A 20,280-nucleotide genomic window follows, 5' to 3' on the forward strand; every position below is an offset into this window, starting at 1 on the left:
CAACCGCACACGGTGGGGCAAGGTATGGTTTCGGGTTTGCGATGACTCGCAAGCAGGCATTTTTCAGGTACGGTGGTCTTGTTACCGGTGTGACAAGAGTGAAGAGTGGGCGACATGGACGTGAGGGGATCCCGCCGCTTTCGCTTCCGGGGCGCAATAGCCCTTACGGGGGTGGCGGCTCTGGCAATTGCGATGGGATCGTGCGGGTCCGGGACCGAGACGGCCGGACCCGAAGCGGTCGTCGACCAATTCACCGAACTGCTCGACGAGCACGACTACGCCGCTGCGGCGGAGTTGACCTCCTACCCCTCCGCGGCTTCGGCAACCCTTCAGCAAATGTTCGAGGGGCTCGAATCGGGCACCGCCGACTACGAGAAGGCGCAATTCATCGAACTCGACGCCGAATCCGGCATCTTCAGTCTCGATGTGCAGTGGAGCTTCGGCGAGCAGAAGAACTGGTCCTACGGGCTGGAGGGCACCGTCCGCAAGCTCGCGAACGGCTGGCGGATCTCCTGGGACCCGGCCGTGGTCATGCCCGAACTCAGCCAGAACCGCACCGTGCGGTTGGTGCGCACCACACCGGATCCGCCGCCGAAGGTCGTCGACAACATCGGTAAACCGTTGATGACCCAGCAGATCATCAATGTCGTCGAACTCGATCCGTCGCGGATGCCGGATCCGGTTGCCTCCACCGACGCGCTGGCCCGTGCCATCGAACCGGTGGCACCCCTGATCACTGGCGCCTCACTCCGCGACGACCTGGCCGCCGCCGGCGGAAAGCCGATCACGGCGGTCAGCCTGCGCGAGGGCGATTTCGCGATCCTGGAACCGCGGATGGCGCCGATCCCGGGCGTGGTGATGAAACAGGAGCCGCGGCTCATCGTCTCCGATCGCCGGATCTTCTCGCCGATGCTCGATGCCATGAAGAAGGTCTGGGAACAGAGCCAGGACCAGCATTCCGGCTGGGGGGTGCAACTGTTCGAGAACGGCCGCTTCGTCAAACAGCTGGCGGGCAACCAGGGCCCGGCCGGTCCCGATATCGCGGGCACCATGGACCAGCGGTTGCAGCGTGCCGCCGAGGACGCGGTGGTCAGCGTGGGTTCACCCGCCTCCATCGTGGTCACCCAGCCCTCCACGGGAGCCGTGGTGGCGGCGGCGCAGAACAACTACTCGAGCGCGCAGGGTCCGGTTGCGTTCACCGGGCTGTACCCGGTGGGCGGTGCCATCGAATTATTCAAGAAGGCGGCCGGGGCGGCCAAGGGCAAAGCGCCCGAGGACGTCACCGACCAGGAGGTGATCGAGGCGGCCGCGATGCTCGGCGTCGGCGTGGACTTCCGGGTCCCCGGGCTCGAGGAAGTGACCGGGCGCCCGGCCGGGGCGGGCGGCGCGGAACCGGTTCGCCAGGGCGGTGGAACGGACGCGCTGCTGGTCAGCCCGTTCGGCATGGCTATCGCGGCGGCGGCCATCACCAACGGTACGGCTCGCCCGCCGATGCTCGAACGGGGTCGGCCCGGCGACACCGACGCGCCCATGGGCCCGCTGCCGGGGCCTGTCGACGCGGCCCTGCGCGCGGCGATGCGCGACGGGATGAACGCGCCCCAGATGGCGCGGCTGCGCGGATTCCGTGACGTCACCGGGTTCTCGGCGAAGGCCGGCGACGACGGCTGGCTGATCGCGAGTATGGGTGACCTGGCCTTCGCCATCCACATCGCCGATGTCGACAGCGGCGATATGGTCGTCCGGATGGGCGAGCGGATGTTGCAGTCGCTGGCCAAGCCGGACGAATGAGCGGCGGCCGGGTGATCACCTGATCGCCGCGACGGCCCCGCGCCAGCCCAGCAGGAAGAACGCCAGCACCAGCGCCGCCACCACGATGAAACTGAAGGCGGTGCCCTGACCGGCGACCACCCGCAGCAGCATGCCGATCACCAGGGTGCACAACCAGATCACCACACCGGCGGGCCACAGGCGCGAGCCGTCGACCGGTTCGGTACCGGTCCGGCCGCGCTCGAACAGCACCGCCGCGACCCAGCCCACGGCCAGCCCGGCCACGAACGGCCACGCCGTGTTCAGCAGGCCGGTGAGCACGGCCTCGTCGTGACTGCGGCGGCCGATGGCGCAGAACAGCACCACCAGGACGAAGTCGGCACCGATCGCAACGATCCATTTCACTCCGAGCAGCCTAGTCGCGGCGTCGGCACCGCAGCGACGGTGTGCGCTGCCGGCTCAGGCGTTGCGCTGGGAGAATTCCTTCTCGTACTCGTCGTCCTCGGCATTGCGGGTGCGGAACAGGAACGCGAAGACGATCCAGCCGATGATCGCGATCAGCACGAAACTCACCAGCCGGTACACGAACGCGGCGGCGACCGCCTGCGCCGCGGGCAGCCCGGCGGCCGCGGTGAGACCGTAGATCAGGGTCGCGTCCACGTAGACGATCCCACCCGGCGCGAACGGGATCGAACCGACGGCCTTACCCGCCGCGAACGCGATCAGCAGCCCCGCCCACCGGGGGTCGCCGCCGATGGCATAGCAGGCAGCGCCCAGGCAGACGATATCGGCGAGCCGGTGGATCACCGCCCACCAGGTGACCCACGCGCCGTCCCGGGTGCCCAGTTTCACCGATTCGACCTGGTCGAGCATTTCCCGGATCTTGTCGATACCGGTCTCCGCGGACCGTTTGCGTGCCCGGTTCACCAGGAGCAGCGCGCGGTGCAGCACCTTCTCGAGCGTGCCGGGATGCCGCGAGACGTAGTTCCCCGCCCAGACCAGCGCCACCACCGCGGCCACCGAGACGATCAGATTCACCGGACCCACCCGGCCACCCGCGAGGACGGTGCCGAGTACGCCGATCAGGGCCAGACCCGCCGCGGAGACCACACCGGAGAAGACCAGCTGCCACGACGCGACCACCGGGCTGGCGCCCCAGCGCCGGGTCTGCCGATAGGTGAACGCGGTGGAGAACACCTGACCGGCGGGCAGGGTCACCGACATGGCGGTGGCGCCGTAGACGACCGCTACCGACCGATGCTGGCTCACCTCCACGCCGCCCGCGCGCAGCAGTTGTTTCTGGACGTGGCCGAACCCGGTCATGGACAGCATTTGCGCCGCAATACACAGCGCGACCCAGCCCCAATGGATTTCGGTGAGTTTGCGCCACGACTCGTGTAATCGCGGCCACAGATAAAATGCTTCGCCTATCAGCAGGATAAGCACGATCGAAACGGCCAGCCATTTGAGCCAGCGGACTTTGCGGCGGCGATTCTCGGTGTGTTCCGGTGCCCCGGCCCCGGGCACAGCAGCGGTGCCCGCTGCATCACCGTTGGCCGTCACGGGCCCAGCCTAATGGACACCCCCCGCCGAAGTCCGCTGCCTGGTCCGATACCGCCGCGAGCGCCGAGGTACGCCTAGTCCACCGTTTCGCTCGGCCAGGACAGCCGGGTCTTGCGGCGGCGTCCGCGCAGTTGCACCTCTTCGCCGGCCGTCCAGTGCCGCTGCTCGCCGTCCTCGGCGAAATACAGCGCCGAACCGGAGGCGAGCACCCGGCCGGGGTGGTCCTTGGCGAGTTCGGTGAGCCGGGACGCCTCGTTCACCGGATCGCCGATAACGGTGTATTCGAAGCGGTTGGCGGCACCGATATTCCCCGCGACCGCCAGGCCCGCGGAAACTCCGATACCTATATCCAGTCCGGCGACCGCGCGCAATGCCTCGCGCAGATCGCGGGCGGCGGCAAGTGCGGCCGTCGGTGCGTCCGGGCGGTCCAGCGGCGCGCCGAAAATCGCGAGCGCGGCGTCGCCGACGAATTTGTTGACGAACCCGTGGTGGCGGTCGATCACATCCACCACTACCCGGAAGAATTCGTTGAGCAGGCTGACCACTTCGGTGGGCGGGTGTTCGGCGGCGGTCGCGGTGGAGCCGACCATGTCCACGAACAGGACTGCCACGAATCGGGTTTCCCCGCCGAGTTCGGTGCCGTAGTCGAGGGCGCGCTGGGCCACCTCGGCGCCCACATGCTGGCCGAACAGTTCCTGCAGCCGCTGCCGGGTGGCCGCCTCCTCCATCATCCGGTTGAAACCGACCTGCAGCAGACCGATCTCGCTCCCGTCGAAGACCTCCACCTGAACATCGCGGGCACCGTTCTGCACCTGGTCGATGGCCTGACTGAGCTGACGGACCGGGTCGGAGATGCTGGACGCGGTGAGCATGGACAGGGCCAGCGCCTGCATGATCACCACCCCGCACAGCAGCAGGATCGATACCGCCAGCGACTGCGCGGAGAACTTCACATCCGACGAGATCTGGGTGACACACAGCAGCACGATGGCGATGGTCGGGGCGAAGGTGCCCAGCCCCCAGGTCATCGCCATCCGGGTCCCGACACCGGGAGTCAGGGTGTGGTCGAAACGCCCGGCGGTGAGTGCTTCGGCCGCCACCGGGCGCAGAATACGTTCACCGAGCATGTAGGTGAAACCGAACACGATGGTCGCGGCCATACATTCGGTGATGATCACGGTGCCGGCCAGGGCCGGGGTCTCGGAGATGATCGCCGCGCCCAGCACCCCGCCGCCGAGGATCCACAGGGCCAGATGCAGAATCGCCTGCCGCAGCGGCGCGTGCAGGGCGGCCATCTGTTCCTGCCGGCTGGGCGGACCACCGCGCACCTGCCAGCGCATCACCGGACGGAGCATCAGAGCCGAGGCCGCCACACTGAGGAAACCGCCGGTGAGGAAGACGATGGCCGGGACCAGCAATCCGACCTGCCGGGTACCGGGCTCCTCACCTTCGGGGACCGGCAGTCCGTACTGGATGAACGCCCACACCAATACGGCGCCGAAAGCATTCGCGAGCAGCATCGAGGTGAGGTACAGGGGCCAGCGCGTATGCATGGTCTGTTTGACCGCTTCCAATGGCGCTGACACGTGTACCAATCTAGCGTCAGGTGCCGACCGCTCTGTGTGCCCGGGTTATCGGCGTACCTCCGCGTTCGCTCCGGCGGTGCGCTCTATGCGTACCTCCGCGTTCGCTCGGCTCTACATCTGCTCCGGCAGTGCGCGGTCTGTGCGTGGGCTTCGCTCACTAGGCTCGGTCGGGTGACCGAGCCGAAACCATCTGCCGCAGACGCCGTTCACCCCATCGTCCGGCAGACCGCCGAATGGGCCTGGCGGCTGCTGGTGATCTTTGCCCTGGTCGCGGTGCTGGCGGCGGCGGTGCGGCGACTCGACACGGTGGTGATCCCGCTGGCCATCGCCATGCTGGCGGCCGCGCTGCTGGCACCGCTGGTCGACTGGATGCAGCGCCGCGGGGTGCCGCGCGGGCTCGGTGTTTTCGTCGCGCTGGTCGGTTCGCTCGGGCTGGTCGCCGGTGTGGTGACCTTCGTGGTGGAGCAGTTCGTGGTGGGTGTGCCACAGCTGTCCGACGAGTTCACCAACAGCATCCACAAGGTCCAGGACTGGGCCATCAACGGTCCGATGCACCTGAGCGACGACCAGATCCGCAATGCCGGCGATGCCACGGTCCGGGCCATCCAGTCCAATCAGGACACGCTCACCAGCGGCGCGCTGACCACCGCGACCATGATCGGCCACATCCTGACCGGCACCTTCCTCACCCTGTTCATCCTCATTTTCCTGCTCTACAGCGGCGACCAGATCTGGCGTTTCGTCACCCGCGTCGTGCCGACCGAGCATCGGGAACGGGTGCGCACCGCCGGGGAACTCGGGTTCGGCTCGCTGGTGGGCTTCGTGCGGGCCACCGTCGTGGTCGCCGCGGTGGACGCGATCGGGATCGGCGCCGGGCTGGCCCTGCTCGGTGTGCCGCTCGCGCTGCCGCTGGGCTCGCTGGTGTTCATCAGCGCGTTCATCCCGATCATCGGTGCGTTCCTGGCCGGTTCCGTGGCGGTGTTCATCGCGCTGGTGACCAAGGGTTTCGTGACCGCGCTCATCGTGCTCGGCATCATCGTCGCGGTGATGCAGCTGGAGGGGCATGTGCTGCAACCGTTGTTGCTCGGCCGCGCCGTACGGATCCATCCGCTGGCGGTGGTACTCGCGATCGCCGCGGGTGTGGTGCTGGGCGGTATCGCGGGCGGTCTGCTCGCGGTACCGCTGGTCGCGGTGCTCAACACCGCGATCCGCTCGCTGCTCGCCGCGGACCCCGAGGAGGTGCTCGGCGAACCGGCACCCGATCGTAAAGGGATCTATGTGGCCGAACCGGATTCACCGGAGGACGGCGAGCATTCCGTGAGCGGCCCCCAGGTGCTGGGCCGCTTCGATATCGGGGCCCTGCTCGCCGAAGCGCAGCGCCGGCTACCGCTGACCCGGACCGCCGATCCACAGCCGCGCCGGGACGGTGCGGATCCCGGGCCGAGCAGCTCCGCCACCCGGCGGGAAACCCGAGATGAGCAGGGCTGACCTGGTGCCTGCCACCCCCGCATCCGGGAATGCCCTGATGCGGGATCCGGGCTGGGCTGGGTAATCTCGGTCCTATGAACGGCCCCGATCCGGTATTCGACGGTGCGGGTTCCGGTGGCCAGGTGGGCAACCGGGACCTGCGTGTATCCGACGCCGAACGGGAACATGTCGGGCAGCTCCTGCAGCGCGCGGTGGGTCTGGGCATGCTCTCCCTGGGGGAGTTCACCGAGCGGATGGACACCGCGCTGGCCGCCAAGACCCGCGGCGAGCTGAACTCGGTGCTCGTCGACCTGCCCGGGGTCCGGTTGATCGGCGAACCCACCACCGAGCGGACCGGTCACGGCAAACCGGTACCGCTACCGCGACCCGGGGACGCCGCCCGCGCGGGGCTGTCGGGGATGGTGCAGGGCGGGGTCATCCGGCCGCGCATGTCGGGGTTGAACCGCCGGGGCAACTGGCAGGTCGCCCCGATGTTGCGGGTCAACAGCTGGCTGTCCGGGGTGACTCTGGATTTCACCCAGGCGATCATGACCACCCAGGTGGTGGAGATCCAGGTCGACGACTACGCCAGTTCCCTCACCCTGGTGGTGCCGCAGGAGGCGACGGTCGACCTGGACGGTCTCGAACTGGTCGGGTCCAGCGTGAACAACAAGGTGCGCAGCGGTCCGCCGATCGGACCGTTGCATCTGCTGGTGCACGGCCGGGTCCGGTTCGGCTCGGTCACCGCCAAACAACCCTTCGCTGCCCATTGGCGCCGGTTGCTCGGGCACTGACCTGTCTGCCCGGCGGCGTCAATCCTGTTCGCGGCGGCGCAGCAGTTCGTTCACGCTGACCGAACGGCCCTCGTTCTGCTGGTGGCGGCCCGAGTCGTCGGCCGGCATCCCGGCCTGCTGACGCCGCGCGGACCGCAGTCCCGCCATCCACGATTCGATGCTGTTGCGTTCGCGCGGGTCCGCGTTCTGCTGCGGGCCGACCTCACCGGCGGACTGCTGCGCCAGGCTGTCGGGCCGCGATCCGGTGGGGGCCGGACGTTCGGCGGGCCGGGTCGGTGGTTCCGGCGCGGGGTAGAGACCGGGTACCGCCGGGGGCTGAGCGCCCGGTACCCGGCGCGGGAGTTCGGGCAGACCCGAGGCGGGTCCGGCCGGGCCGGGGCTGCCGGGTTCGGGAGTCCGGGGTATCGGCCGCGGCTGCGAACCCTGGTCCTGCCGCAGGCGCGCGTCCGCCGGGCCCGGCTGTCCGTCCGGTCCGGGGCGGCGAGGCGGTGCGGGCGGTCGTGCCGGACCCTGGCCGGGTGCCGGGCGGTTACCGTCGCCTGCCCATCCGCCCGGCTGTCCGGGACCGGGACGACCGGGCGGCCGGCCCTCGGGCGCCGCGGGACGCGGCGGCGCGGGCGGGCGGGCCGCGCCGCCGGGCTGGCCGGGGAGCCGCGGTGAACTGTCCGGCCGGGGGCGGCCCGCGCCGCCGGTGGTCCGGGCCTGCTGCGGGGTGGGCGGTGCCGGGGGAGCGTCGGCGGGGCTCGGGTAGACGGTGCGGCCACCGGCGTTCTGGGTCTCGCCGTCCTCGGTCGGTTCGGAGGCGAACAGACCGCGCAGGTTCGGGGTGGCGAAACCTGGCCGGGGCGAGCCGGCCGACGGACGGGCCGGACCACCGGGCGGGGTGCGCTGCGCGTCCGACGGCGGCGTGGGCTGCTCCGGGCCCGGCTGATTGGGACGGCCTGGTCCGGGCTGACCGCCAGGGGTACGGGCGGGCAGCGGCCGGAAGTCGTTGCGCGGGCCGGGAACACGGCCCGGCTCGGCGGCGGTGCCGTCCGGACCGCGGCCGGGTTCGGGAGCTCGGCTCGGGAGACGGCCCGGTGCCGGGCCGGACGACGGTGCCGGGCCGGGCTGCTGTGGGTTCCGGTTCGGGGTCGCCGGGCTCTCTGCGGGCCGTGGTCCGCGTCCGGATTCCTCGGCGGTGCCGCGGCCGGGTTCGGCCGCGCCGTCCGCGGGCGGATTGGCGCGCGGCCGGGTCGGGTCCGGCGGGGTGGGCATCTGCTGTTTGGGTGCCGACTGTGCGGCGGGAGGCTGCTTGCCCCCGGCCTTGCGCGGCCCCTTGGGCACCGCCTGCATATGCGTGGTGGGCGCGGCGGCCTCGATCTCCTCGCGGGTGCGTTTGAGCACCGGGGTCTTGCGATGCTTCTCGGCGTCGAGCGCCGGCATCTGCATGGTGACCGGATCGGTGACCGGGGTGGTCTTGACCAGGTCGACCACATCGCCGCCGCCGGGACGCTCATCGTCCAGGATCGGTTCGCCCAGGCCGATCTTCTGCTGGATCCGTTTCATCCAGGCCGGAGCCCACCAGCAATCGTCGCCGAGCAGTTTCATGGTCGCCGGCACGAGCAGCATGCGCAGGATGGTGGCGTCGATGATGAGCGCCGCGATCATGCCGTAGGCGATGTACTGCATCATCACCAGATCGGAGAACGCGAACGCGCCGGTCACCACCAGCAGGATCAACGCCGCGGCGGTGATGATGCGTCCGGTGTGCGCGGTGCCGATCCGCACCGCCTCGGTGGTCGAGGCACCCATCGCGCGGGCCTCGACCATGCGCGAGAGCAGGAACACCTCGTAGTCGGTCGACAGGCCGTAGATGATCGCGATGATCAGCACCAGCACCGGCGACATGATCGGCTGCGGCGTGAAGTTCAGCAGACCGGCACCGTGACCGTCGACGAAGATCCAGGTCAGGATGCCGAGGGTGGAGCCGAGACCGAGCGCGCTCATCAGCGCGGCCTTGATGGGTAGCACGAGGGAGCCGAAGGTGAGGAACATCAGCACCGTGGTGACCAGCAGCACCAGGGCGATCATCAGCGGCATCCGGTCCAGCAGCGCGTCGATACTGTCGCCCTGCAGGGTCGGCTGACCGCCGACGTACATGGTCACGCCGTCGGGTACTTCGATCGCCCGCAGATACTCGACGGTCGGCCGGTAGTCCTCGGAATCGAGGAGCGTCGCGCTGCTCCGGAAGACTCCGGACTGCTCCGGCGACTCGGACGGCACCGAGAAACCGGACGCGTCGGCCAGGCCCGGCGCCTTGTCGGCCTCGCGTACCACCTTCGCGATGGCCCGGGTGTCCTCGCCGACGAACACCAGCTGGATGGGGTCGGACTGACGCAGTGGGAAGGTCTTGTCGAAATCCTCCTGCGCGACGCGGGTGGCGTTGTCCGGCGGCAGGTAGCGTTCGCTCATACCGCCGAAGGCCAGGTTCTTCACCGGGATGATCAGCAGCAGGAGCAACACACAGATCGGAATGGCGATCTTGAGCGGATGCTGCATGACCCAGGTGGTGGCCCGGCCCCAGAAACTGGCCTCCACCTCCTCGGCGGATTTGGTCTTGCGGATCTGCTTGAAGCTGAGCATGTCCACCCGTTTGCCCAGCACACTCAGCATGGCGGGCAGCAGGGTGATCGACGCCAGGGCGGCCAGCGCGACGGTCGCGATGGTGCCGTAGGCCATGGATTTGAGGAAGCCCTGCGGGAACAGCAACAGGCCGCCGAGGCTCGCGATGATCATGGTCGCGGAGAAGACGACCGTACGCCCGGCGGTGACCACCGAACGGCGGACCGCGGCGCGGGTGTCGTACCCCTCGGCCAATTCCTCACGGAACCGGCTGACGATGAACAGGCCGTAGTCGATGGCCAGCCCCAGACCGATCATGGAGACCACCGCGCCGACGAACGTGTTCACCTCGGTGACCTTCGTCAGCATCATGATGATGCCGTTGGCGCTGATGATGGTCAGGCCGCCGATGATCAGCGGCAGCGCCGCCGCGACCACGCCACCGAAGATGAAGAACAGCAGGATGCCCACGGCGGGGATGGCCAGGATCTCCATCCGGTGCTGGTCGTGGGCCATGGTGTCGTTGAGGGTGCCCGCCACCGGTTGCAGGCCCGCGACCTGCACGTTCACGCCCTCGATATCGAAGACGTCCTTGACCGCGCGGTAGTTGCGGACCATATCGGTGTCGTTGTCGCCGACGATCGCGATGGAAGCGAAGGTCTTCGTCTTGTCCTGGGAGCCGAACACCGCGGGCTGGGCTTCGCCGGTCTCGGTCTTCCAGTAGGCGCCGTTCACCTTGGCGATCTGGTCCGGATGTTCCCGGGGCAACCGGTTCAGGCTGTCGACGATCTTGTCCCGGAAGGCCGGATCGCTGTCGACGGTCTGGCCCTCGGGCGCGGTGTAGAGCACCAGCACATCGGCATTGTGGTCGCGGCCGAACGCCTCGTCGGACAGTTCGGCGGCCTTCACCGATTCGGAGTTCGGATCGAACAGACCGCTGGAGCTCAGATGGTCGGCCAGGCCGAGACCGTAGGCCCCCAGGCCCAGCATCCCGGCGACGACAACTCCGATGACGGCGAATCGCAACCGATAGACCAGATCGCCCCAGCGGGTGAACACTTAAGCGACTCCTTGTGCGGGGCGAGAGGTGAGCAGCGCCGACAGCGGCCGGAACGGCTGCAGCCAGGCACCCTCGTCGGGCAGCGAGTCGAGGCTCACCCGCGGCAGCGGTTCACGGAAAACTCCCGGGATGTCCTCGAGGTCGACGAATTCGAGAGTATCGGATGTTACTGCCCAACTCGCGTGCTCGCGGAAGCCGAGCACCTGAACCGGGATACCGTCGGAGGCGAGTTGCTCCAACGGCTCCCGGAAGGCCTGACCGTCGGCCGAGGCCACGATGATCCCGGCCAGGCCGGCACCCCGGGTGCGCTGGGTGATATGGCCGAGCATGTCCGAATCGACATCGGAATCCTCGTCGATCTTCGGTTTGGCGAAAACGGCGTAACCGACATTACGTAGCGCCTCGACCCACGGCCGGACCACATCCGCGGTGCCGGGGGCGATATTGGTGAACACGGTCGCTTCGGGTTCCAGTCGGCTGTTCTCGCCGGCGGAGAGTTCGGCGGTGCGCGCCAGCAGCCACCGGCCGAGCGCGTCGAAGCGAGGCCGGTAGGCGGCGGTGGGCCGTCCACCCAGGATGGCGCCCAGTCCCATGTCCAGGTTCGGCGCGTCCCAGACCAACAGGACCCGCCGCAGACCGTCCGTATCCGGCCCTACCGACTCGTCGCCGGATTCGTGCAGACTTCCGGCAACCTCGTCGCCGGCCGGGGCCATCTCACTGACGCTCATCATTCGATCTTGCCCCATATGAACTCGTTGATCGCACTACCGGCGGTGTGTGCCTTGCTCTCGAATTTGGTGACCGGCCGCTCGAAACCGATCGGCGCGGTGTCGCGTTGCGCGGTACCGGCTCCCCCCACGGCCCCATTCCACCCGATGAGCAGGGGTTCGGCCGCGCCGACCTCGGCGATGTGCTCGGCGTATCCGGCGTGGTCGGTCGCCACGTGCAGGATCCCGCCGGGCCGTAGCCGATCGGCGATGAGCGCGAGCGTGGCCGGTTGCAGCAGCCGGCGCTTGTGGTGCCGCGCCTTGGGCCACGGGTCCGGGAAGAATACGCGCACACCGGTCAGCGATCCGGGAGCAATCATGTTCTCCAGCACGTCCACGGCATCACCGCGCAGCAGCCGGATATTACCGATCTCCTCGCGTTCGATCCGCTGGACGAGCTGGGCCAGCCCGGGCTGGTAGACCTCGATACCGATCAGGTTCAGATGCGGTTCGGCCAGCGCCATGGCGGCGGTCGCCGTCCCGGTACCGCACCCGATCTCGATGACCAGGGGTGCCGAGCGGCCGAACCACGCCTCGGCGTCGAGCGGTTCGTCGGCGACCTCCCGGCCGAGCACCGGCCAGCTGCGATCCCAGGATTTCTGCTGGTTGGGGGTGAGGGCGCCGCGCCGGGACCGGAAGCTGGTGACCCGGGGGTAGAGCCGGGAACCGGCATGCCGTCGCCGCCGGTCTCCGGTATCGCCGGAGGTTTTCGAGAGGGCGACCGGAACGGACTCGGAGCTGGGGTGCACAGCGTCGTTCACAGCCCCATTGTCCAGCATGGCCGGTTCCGGGCCGCAGCGGACCGGTAGGGGGCTACCCGTTGGTAGGGCGTACGTGGTCCGCACCCGGGGCGTAGCGGCCTTGGTTCTGACAGAATGCGCACCGGAAGAAGGGGGTGTGGCGTATGTCGGCAGTCGAGGGATCGGACAGGTATATGCGGGAGGCCGGGGCCGGGGATCCGCTGGACCGGCTGATCTCCACGCTCCGGATGGGTGACGGTGCCGACGCGGGTATCGCGAACGGTATCGAGGTGGCGGTGCAGCGCTGGCGGACCCTGCCGCGCGCGCAGGTCGCCGGGCGCGCTCGGGCGGGACGCACCACCGTGGCCCGGGCACTGGGACTGCAGCAGGCGGTGGAGACCGCGCCCGTCGACGAACCGGGCTTCCCCGATCCGGTGCTCGACGCCGATATCGTCGTCTACGTCCTGGCCAGCACTCCGTCCCCGGGTGACCGGCGGTTGCTCGGGTCGCTGCGCCCGGAACGCACGATTCTGGTGCTGAACAAGGCCGACGCGATCGGCACCGGCTGGGCGGACGCGGTGGGCGCGGCCCGGCAGTTCGGCCGGGAATTCCGGCTGCCCGCGTTCCCGATGGTGGGTTCGCTGGCCGCGCGGACCATCTCCGGTGCCTTCCAGGAAACCGATCTGGCGCTGCTGCGCCGGCTGGCGCAGTCCGGTATCGCGGCGGCCCTGTCCGCCGAGGCATTCGTCTCGCCGGCGATGGGCCCCGATACCGCCGCACGCACGGAACTGCTCGAACGCTGGGATCTTTACGGGCTGGCCTGTGTACTGGCCGCCCTGGAACGCGACCCGGATCTCGCCCCGCAGACCGTGCTGCAGATCCTGCACACCGTCAGCGGGGTCGACCCGGTGGCCCAGCTGCTCGGTCAGCGCTATCGGCAGGCGGTATCGCGGCGGGCGGGTGTGCTGATCGATGAACTGACCAGGCTCGCGGCGCGTGCCGTGCCGCACGGGAGCAGCCGGGCGCGGGCACTGATCACCGAATACCTGGACACCGACGAGGCCCGGTGGCTGGCGCTGTGCGGCGGGCTGGTCGATCCGGAGGTCGCCCATCTGGCCGCGGGCTATCCCCGCCCCGAACCCGAGGACGCAGACGACGCGCTGGCCCGTGCCATCCGGTGGCGGGCGGTGGTGGCCGGGGATATGGCGCCGGGGGCGCGCCGTGCGGCCATCCGGGTCCACAACGGATACGTCCGGATGTGGGAGCGGATGAGCAGTGTCGGACTCTGACCCGGGGCCGCCGGGTCTCCCGGGCTCTTCCGATATCGCGGCGGCCGCGGACACCGCGGCGGTGCATACGCTGCCCGACACCGTGGCCGAGGTGGTGGCGCGCTGGAATCCGCAGGGTATGGCGTTGCTGCGCGCGATGCCGGTATCCGGTGGCGCGGCCGGGGTCCGGCTCATCGGCGCCGACGACGCGAACACCGCCCTGCTGCGCACCGAACTGACCCGCATCGAGCCTCGGATCGAGCTCGGCGCGCTCACGGCCGATCCTCGGGTGAGCGCCGCCCCGGGCAGTGTGGTGCTGCTGATCCTCGACGCCGGTGTGGTGATCGGCGCGGCGGAGCTGGATACGGTGCGCCGGCTGTGTACCGAGGGAGCCCGGGTACTACTGGTGCTGAACGGCACCGACGCGCACAAGGACTGGCAGCTGGTCCGCGACCGCAGCGCCGAACTGCTGGCCGCCGCGGCGCTGGACTGCGAGATCGTGCCGGTATCGGCCCGGTTGGCCCTGGCCGCCCGGACCGGGGCCGATTCGACGCTGCTCGACCGGTCCGGGCTGGTCGCGCTGCATACCCGGCTGGTCGCGCTCACCACCGATACCGCGACCGCGGGCGCCCGCCGCGCGGCGGCCCTCGCCCAGGTGGTCGCCGGAACCCGGGAACGCATCGTGCAGGAGGAAGCGCAGCTCCGGTCGGGTACCGAGGTGGAGCTGCTGCGGGCGGAACGGGCCCGGCTGCTCGCCGATCGCGACGGCGGGCGCGCGGTGGTGGTGTCCACCTTGCGGGCCCAGATCAACCTGGCCCGGGTGGACCTGCTCACCCAGGTCGGCTCCCGCGTAAGGGCACTGCACGCGGAGGCCCGGGCCGAACTGGACAGCATGGATCGCGCGGGCCGGCGCCACTTCCCGGAGCGGCTGCGGCAGGCGGTCGGGCAGCTGACCGGGACGGTGGATCTGGATATCGCCGCCCGGCTGACCGAACTGCGGGCGCGGGCGGCCGCCGCGCACCCGGCGAGCGTCCCACCTGCGGAGGGGACCCCCGCACCGCGGTACGAGCCCGCGCCCACGCTCGGTCCCGATCCGCAACCCCGGCGCGGGGGTGTCGAAGATCACCTGATGATCGTCCTGGGTGCCTCGGCCGGGGTCGGTCTGGGACGGCTGATGGTGTCGCCACTCGCGCTGGTACCGGCATTGGACGCCGCGAGCGTGCCGGTGACCCTGCTACTCGGCGCGGGCGCGGCCGCGTGGGTGGTGCGGGCGCGCCGTCAGCTCGCCGACCGCGATCATCTGCGACACTGGGTCGCCGACGCGGTGGCGAATGTGAAAGCCCAGCTCGAGCAGCGAGCGGTGACCGCGCTGGTGGAGACCGAATCCGACCTTTCCGACGAGATGGTGCGGGCCGCGGCGGCCGGCATGGTGGAGGTGGACCGGCGGGTCGCCGAACTGGAGGCGGCATTGCGCCGGGCCACCACCGGACAGCCCGGCCGGCTCGCCGCGTGTGCCCGTGACCGGCAGATACTGGACCAGTGGACCCCGACCGCCGGAAAATAGTTTGTCCACCCCTATTGATAGGCAACCCGCTTCCATAGGGGGCGCAATACCGCGTTAACCTCTAGACAGGAACCTGGGCGTCCGCTCCGCCCTATGTGCACCGCCTCGATCCGGCGGCGCGCACGACGGGCCGTTGCGGAAGCCTCACCCGCCAATGGTGGCGCTAGGTGTTTTCGCGCTGGTCACGGGCCCATGGGCCAGGGCGGAGGCGCCGGCGTCGCCCATTTCAGGAGAGTTTTCATGACCTCAGCGACCATTCCCGGTCTTCGTGGATCCGACGGCACCGCGCCGACCGAACACAGCGAACTGCTCGCATGGGTTCAGGAGGTCGCCGAACTGACTCAGCCGGATCGAGTCGTCTGGGCGGACGGTTCCGACGCCGAATGGGATCGGCTCACCACCCAGCTCGTCGAGGCGGGCACCTTCCGCAAGCTCGACGAGAAGAAGAAACCGAACTCGTTCCTGGCCTTATCCGATCCTTCCGACGTGGCCCGGGTCGAATCGCGCACCTTCATCTGTTCCAAGTCCGAGGCCGACGCCGGTCCCACCAACAATTGGATGGACCCGGCCGAGATGCGGGCCACGATGACCGAGCTCTACCGGGGCTCGATGAAGGGCCGCACCATGTACGTGGTGCCGTTCTGCATGGGCCCGCTCGGTGCCGAGGATCCCAAGCTGGGCGTCGAGATCACCGACTCGGAATATGTCGTGGTGTCCATGCGGGTGATGACCCGGATGGGCCGGGCGGCGCTGGAGCTGCTGGGCGCGGATCGGCCCTTCGTGAAGGCGCTGCACTCGGTGGGGGCCCCGCTGGCCGAGGGCCAGGCCGACGTCCCGTGGCCGTGCAACGACACCAAGTACATCACCCACTTCCCCGAGGACCGGGAGATCTGGAGCTACGGCTCCGGCTACGGCGGCAACGCGCTGCTGGGCAAGAAGTGCTACTCGCTGCGGATCGCCTCGGCCATGGCCCATGACGAGGGCTGGCTGGCCGAGCACATGCTCATCCTCAAGCTGATCTCCCCGGAGAACAAGGCCTACTACATCGCGGCGGCGTTCCCGAGCGCCTGCGGTAAGACCAACCTCGCCATGATCCAGCCGACCGTGCCGGGCTGGCGCGCGGAGACCCTGGGCGACGATATCGCCTGGATGCGGTTCGGCAAGGACGGCCGCCTCTACGCGGTGAACCCCGAGTTCGGTTTCTTCGGTGTCGCGCCCGGCACCAACCGTTCGTCCAACCCCAACGCCATGGAGACCCTGGAGGCGGGCAACACCGTCTACACCAATGTCGCCCGCACCGACGACAACGATGTGTGGTGGGAGGGCCTCGAGGGCGAGCCCGATCATCTGATCGACTGGAAGGGCAACGACTGGTACCTGCGGGATACCGAGACGCTGGCCGCGCACCCCAACTCCCGGTACTGCACCCCCATGTCGCAGTGCCCGACCCTGGCCCCCGAATGGGACGACCCCCAGGGTGTGCCGATCTCGGCGATCCTGTTCGGCGGGCGGCGCAAGACCACGGTGCCGCTGGTGACCGAATCCTTCGATTGGCAGCACGGCGTGTTCATGGGCGCCACGCTGTCGTCGGAGCAGACCGCGGCCGCCGAGGGCAAGGTCGGTACCGTCCGCCGTGACCCGATGGCCATGCTGCCGTTCCTCGGCTACCACGTGGGCGACTACCTGGGGCACTGGATCGATCTCGGCAAGAACGCCGACGCGGCCAAACTGCCCAAGATCTTCTACGTGAACTGGTTCCGGCGTGGTGACGACGGCCGTTTCCTGTGGCCGGGCTTCGGCGAGAACTCCCGGGTGCTGGAGTGGATCGTCGGCCGCATCGAGGGTTCCGCCGAGGCCGAGAGCACCGCGATCGGTCACGTGCCGACCGCCGCGCAGATGGATTTGGCCGGCCTGGACGTGGAAGCCGCTGACGTCGACGCGGCGCTCGCGGTGAACGTGGACGAATGGCGGGCCGAGATCCCGCTCATCGAGGAGTGGTTCGAGTTCGTCGGCGACAAGCTGCCCTCCGGTGTGCGCGACGAGTTCGAGGCGCTCAAACAGCGCGTGCAGTGAGTACGGCGGTCGTCCGGGCTCGCCCGGGTGACCGTACCGATTCCTCTCCGCGGCCCGCGGCGAACAGGTGTTCGCCGCGGGCCGCGTCGTATCGCGGGCAGTAACCGGCGCAGGCATGGCGGGCGGGGCAGGGGGCCTGGGTGCCTTACTCTGGATGTGTCCTGGATCTCAGACCACGCATTCCCCGATTGGACGTCCCGATATCGCCCGATCGGCTCCCGCCGTCGTTATCCGTGGCCGAGCCGATCACCCCTGAGAGGTGGTTGGAACATGGCCGACGAGTTCATGGCTTTGGAATGCTCCGACAGTGTGCCGGTCAGTACGCCGTTACGCCGCGCAGTGCGGGAGTTGCGTGCGGTTCTTCCGGCCGGCTGGCGGGTCGACGTGGTCGCGAGCGGCGATCCGGCTCATCGCGGCGCACCCGTTGTCCGGGCGTTGCCGGCTACCGATCAGTTCCCGTCCCGGTCTCGATGAAATGGAACGTCAGAGGTTCGTCGCGTTGGTCGACCGCGTGGTCTATTCGGTGGTCGGCCTGAAGCGACGAGCGGGCCGCGGCTCGGGGAGAATGGCGCCGGCCCAGCGAAACCGAGGACAACCCCATGACATCGAGCCTGCAGCAGCTGATCGACACCGGGCACCTGCCCTCGTCCGCTTCCCGGTTCGACTGGGACAACGTCGAAGACCGGCTTCAGGCGCCGGTACCGCCGGACTACCAGAAGCTCCTCGACGCCGGGGGTGGCGGGCTGTGGCTCGACTACATCCGGCTCTTCGTGCCGGGCGCGGGCTCGAGATCTGGGCTGGATCTGGCCGAGTCCGGGCTGGAGTTCGAGCAACTGCAGGAATTGTGGGAGGACGAAGTCATCGGTCGTCCCAGCGATCTTGCTTCCGATACCAGGTTGCTGCCCTGGGCATCCACCGGCGCCGGCGTCACGTTCTACTGGCAGGTTTCCGGGACGCCGTCCGGGGCCTACCCGATCCGCGTCTCGGATCCCGACGGCGTCGAGTGGGGGCGGTACGACCTGCTCACCACCGACCTCTTGCTGGGGATCGTTCGCGGCGAGATCCGCGATGCCGTGCTCAACCCGTCGTGGTTCGACTACGACATGGTCTTTCGCCCTTACTCCAGCCGGGCCGAGGGACCGGGTGTGGGGCAGGCACAGTAACGAGACCCCTGAAGCTGTCAGGGAAGGCAATGTTATGGCCCGACAGGCCTTCCGGCGGTTCCAGCGGCAGGCCGGCCGGCGCGGCCGCCGGCGGGCCCGGCATCTCCAGCAGCAGTTCCACCGGCAGCAGGAACTTGGCCCCGTGCCCGCACGAGGCACCGTCCTCGACGCCGCCGAACGCCGCGATCGGCAGGGCGTCGGCCCGGCCGAGATCGGCTGGCGTAGGCGTTGTTTCGCCCGACCGGCGTTTCGGCATGGCGGAAACCGGGCGCTGTGGCAAACTTTCGGATCCAGGGGTGTTGCGCTGTGCGCGAGGGGGCCTCGGGAAGTCCTTGCTGCGGGTGGGCCGTCGGTGAAGGGTTGCCGCAGGTAGTCGAGGCCACGAAATCCGACCTCCCGGTTCGTGTTTCATCGAACGCACTATTGCGTTTTGTTGCTGGAGGGCGCATGATGTTAGCCAGATATCAGCTCGCTCCATTCATCGAACCGAATACCCGCGATTGGGAGAGGCGTTCATGGCGGTGCAAGTGATCGGCCGGGCGTTGATGACCAGCGACCAGACCGACCATCAAGCGAAAAGCGTTGGCAGTGGCGGCTGGGTCGTCTCATTCCTACCGGGACGGACCCTGACCACCGAGCAGGCGATAGCGGCCATGCAGGCCGCCGAAGCCGTGGCGGTGGTCGGCGGGCTGGCCGATCTCGTGGGGCTCACCACTCTCGAAACCGTCGGCCTGGCCATCCAGGAATCACCGTGGACCAGAACCGAACCGGGGGTGCGCAGCGGTTGGCGCGGCCGGATCGGCCGGAGCCGCGCGCAGGTGGCGCTGTAGTTCTCAGCCGGGTTTGCTCGCGACGACCACGAGATTGCTGACCAGTAGCTCCCGGATGCCGGGTACTCGCACCAGCCACCAGGCCCAGCGGGGGTGGTAGCGGGGGAACAGCGCGAAGACCTGCGCCGAGGTGCTTTGCGACCAGCGCACACCGTCTGCCGCCCGGACTGCGAACAGTGAGGTGCCGAAACGGTTCTTCGGCTCCTTACCGTGCCGGCGCCGATACCGGCGGGCGGCGTACTCCCCGCCGAGATAGTGCCAGGGGCCGGTCTCGTGGCCGCCGAACGGTCCGAGCCACACCGTGTAGGACAGCACGATCATGCCTCCGGGCCGGGTGACCCGGACCATTTCGTCGGCCATCCGCCACGGCTCCGGTACGTGCTCGGCGACATTGGACGAGAAACAGATGTCCACCGCGTCGTCCCGGAACGGCAGCGCCATACCGGAGCCGCGGACCGCGGCCGGTACCGAGATACCGGCGGCGTGCATCTCCGACGGATCGGGCTCCACCGGGATATAGCGGGCACCGGCGCGGACGAACTCGTCGGCGAAGTAACCGGGACCGCCGCCGACATCGAGGACGGTGGCGCCGGCGAGATCGCGGCCGGTGAGGTCGGCGTAGAAATCGGCGAGCAGATGGGCGCTGTCGGTGGCGATACCGCCGTAGAAGCGCGCGGGATCGGTCTGTTCGAAACGGAAACTGTGCAACAGCCGCAATGACCGGCGCACGGAGGCACGACGCGCGAAGCGGAAACGCCTCGGCACCGACCGGGCCGGGAAGCCGGCGGAACCGGGCCGGGGCACGGTATCCGCGTCGCGGCCCGTCTCGGTCGATATCCGGTCCACAGCTGATTCCTCGGCATCGAGCACGATGCCGAGTTTCGCACATTGTGAAAGATGACAGATTTCGCAGCCGGTAAACCCCCTCGCGAGGTCTTCGATACCGAATGGACACGCAGGTGGGCGACTTGCCGGACGTGCTCGAGCGTTAAGGTGTACCGCGATGCCCATGTCCCGTGCCCGGGACCCGAGCC

At 69.1% G+C, this 20,280-nt stretch carries 15 protein-coding genes; 8 read left to right on the top strand and 7 right to left on the bottom strand.

The features are described 5' to 3' along the window. The first annotated feature begins 192 nt into the window (after nt 1-192). A complete protein-coding gene (locus NF4_RS04400) occupies nt 193-1,788 on the top strand; it encodes an NTF2-like N-terminal transpeptidase domain-containing protein (RefSeq protein WP_084532854.1) in 1,596 nt (531 codons plus the stop codon). A gap of 15 nt (nt 1,789-1,803) precedes the next feature. Here NF4_RS04400 and NF4_RS04405 read toward each other — a convergent pair whose 3' ends face one another. The 3 genes from NF4_RS04405 to NF4_RS04415 all read right to left on the bottom strand — a co-directional run bounded on the left by NF4_RS04405 (nt 1,804) and on the right by NF4_RS04415 (nt 4,883). Continuing rightward, nucleotides 1,804-2,172 carry a DUF3054 domain-containing protein gene (locus NF4_RS04405; RefSeq protein WP_063126013.1) on the bottom strand — a complete coding sequence of 123 codons (369 nt, stop codon included), beginning with the start codon at nt 2,170-2,172 and terminating at the stop codon, nt 1,804-1,806. A gap of 54 nt (nt 2,173-2,226) precedes the next feature. Beyond that, nucleotides 2,227-3,330 carry a lysylphosphatidylglycerol synthase transmembrane domain-containing protein gene (locus NF4_RS04410; protein ID WP_063126014.1) on the bottom strand — a complete coding sequence of 368 codons (1,104 nt, stop codon included), beginning with the start codon at nt 3,328-3,330 and terminating at the stop codon, nt 2,227-2,229. Nucleotides 3,331-3,404: 74 nt separating this feature from the next. Next, nucleotides 3,405-4,883 carry an adenylate/guanylate cyclase domain-containing protein gene (locus NF4_RS04415; protein ID WP_030524890.1) on the bottom strand — a complete coding sequence of 493 codons (1,479 nt, stop codon included), beginning with the start codon at nt 4,881-4,883 and terminating at the stop codon, nt 3,405-3,407. A 204-nt stretch (nt 4,884-5,087) separates the two neighbouring features. Here NF4_RS04415 and NF4_RS04420 point away from each other — a divergent pair, with 204 nt between their 5' ends. Continuing rightward, on the top strand, nt 5,088-6,404 hold the full coding sequence (locus tag NF4_RS04420; RefSeq protein WP_063126015.1) for an AI-2E family transporter: 1,317 nt from the start codon (nt 5,088-5,090) through the stop codon (nt 6,402-6,404). Nucleotides 6,405-6,526: 122 nt separating this feature from the next. Next, nucleotides 6,527-7,177: a DUF1707 SHOCT-like domain-containing protein gene (locus tag NF4_RS04425; RefSeq protein WP_157119963.1), complete on the top strand. Its 651-nt coding sequence runs from the start codon at nt 6,527-6,529 to the stop codon at nt 7,175-7,177. 18 nt (nt 7,178-7,195) lie between these two features. Here NF4_RS04425 and NF4_RS04430 read toward each other — a convergent pair whose 3' ends face one another. From NF4_RS04430 to trmB, 3 genes are read right to left on the bottom strand one after another with little or no spacing between them, the layout of a single operon-like run. Then, nucleotides 7,196-10,840: an MMPL family transporter gene (locus tag NF4_RS04430; protein WP_063126017.1), complete on the bottom strand. Its 3,645-nt coding sequence runs from the start codon at nt 10,838-10,840 to the stop codon at nt 7,196-7,198. Continuing rightward, the gene (locus tag NF4_RS04435; RefSeq protein ID WP_063126018.1) at nt 10,841-11,569 is read right to left on the bottom strand and encodes an NYN domain-containing protein; all 729 of its coding nucleotides are present in this window, start codon (nt 11,567-11,569) and stop codon (nt 10,841-10,843) included. Continuing rightward, on the bottom strand, nt 11,569-12,387 hold the full coding sequence (gene trmB / locus NF4_RS04440) for a tRNA (guanosine(46)-N7)-methyltransferase TrmB (RefSeq protein ID WP_063126019.1): 819 nt from the start codon (nt 12,385-12,387) through the stop codon (nt 11,569-11,571). Before trmB ends, NF4_RS04435 begins: the two co-directional genes overlap by 1 nt. A 125-nt stretch (nt 12,388-12,512) precedes the next feature. Between trmB and NF4_RS04445 the strand changes: the two genes are divergently transcribed. The 5 genes from NF4_RS04445 to NF4_RS04465 all read left to right on the top strand — a co-directional run bounded on the left by NF4_RS04445 (nt 12,513) and on the right by NF4_RS04465 (nt 19,246). Continuing rightward, on the top strand, nt 12,513-13,637 hold the full coding sequence (locus tag NF4_RS04445) for a hypothetical protein (RefSeq protein WP_063126020.1): 1,125 nt from the start codon (nt 12,513-12,515) through the stop codon (nt 13,635-13,637). Next, a complete protein-coding gene (locus NF4_RS04450; protein WP_084532855.1) occupies nt 13,624-15,180 on the top strand; it encodes a hypothetical protein in 1,557 nt (518 codons plus the stop codon). Before NF4_RS04445 ends, NF4_RS04450 begins: the two co-directional genes overlap by 14 nt. A gap of 240 nt (nt 15,181-15,420) precedes the next feature. Then, the gene (locus NF4_RS04455) at nt 15,421-17,253 is read left to right on the top strand and encodes a phosphoenolpyruvate carboxykinase (GTP) (protein WP_063126021.1); all 1,833 of its coding nucleotides are present in this window, start codon (nt 15,421-15,423) and stop codon (nt 17,251-17,253) included. A gap of 599 nt (nt 17,254-17,852) precedes the next feature. Further along, nucleotides 17,853-18,416, top strand: coding sequence for a hypothetical protein (locus NF4_RS04460; protein ID WP_063126022.1), 564 nt, complete (start codon nt 17,853-17,855; stop codon nt 18,414-18,416). A gap of 515 nt (nt 18,417-18,931) precedes the next feature. Continuing rightward, nucleotides 18,932-19,246 carry a hypothetical protein gene (locus NF4_RS04465; RefSeq protein WP_063126023.1) on the top strand — a complete coding sequence of 105 codons (315 nt, stop codon included), beginning with the start codon at nt 18,932-18,934 and terminating at the stop codon, nt 19,244-19,246. 3 nt (nt 19,247-19,249) lie between these two features. Here the strand turns inward: NF4_RS04465 and NF4_RS04470 are convergent, their stop codons facing one another. After that, entirely contained in the window at nt 19,250-20,050 is an 801-nt protein-coding gene (locus NF4_RS04470) for a class I SAM-dependent methyltransferase (protein ID WP_439956730.1), read from the bottom strand. Nucleotides 20,051-20,280: the final 230 nt, after the last annotated feature.

This window comes from Nocardia fusca NBRC 14340 (assembly GCF_001618425.1).
Taxonomy (GTDB): domain Bacteria; phylum Actinomycetota; class Actinomycetes; order Mycobacteriales; family Mycobacteriaceae; genus Nocardia; species Nocardia fusca.